The following is a 358-nucleotide window of genomic DNA, read 5'->3' on the forward strand; positions in this document are numbered from 1 at the left end:
CTGAATTGTACCGTAGAGGAATTGAAACAACCAGTTGTCTTTCGAGGGGCTGATCACCACCTTGTGTCTGAATTGTACCGTAGAGGAATTGAAACTGCATCGCCCCATGTGCCGCCAGCCCAGTTAGTCTCCAGTCTGAATTGTACCGTAGAGGAATTGAAACTATGAATATCTGGCAAAGGAACCTATTCGTAAGATGGGTCTGAATTGTACCGTAGAGGAATTGAAACGATGGATATTGCTATTTCCCTAAGCGAGAGCCATCAGTCTGAATTGTACCGTAGAGGAATTGAAACAGATTTACTGTCCATTCCCCCCTGTCACTGACGTCTGAATTGTACCGTAGAGGAATTGAAAC

At 44.7% G+C, this 358-nt stretch carries 1 CRISPR repeat array.

Features of this window, described 5'->3' with window-relative positions:
• Positions 1–357: direct repeats of the CRISPR family, unit length 27 nt; unit sequence CTGAATTGTACCGTAGAGGAATTGAAA.
• Position 358: the final 1 nt, after the last annotated feature.

The sequence above is a fragment of the Chitinophaga sp. CF418 genome (assembly GCF_900142925.1).
Lineage (GTDB): Bacteria > Bacteroidota > Bacteroidia > Chitinophagales > Chitinophagaceae > Chitinophaga.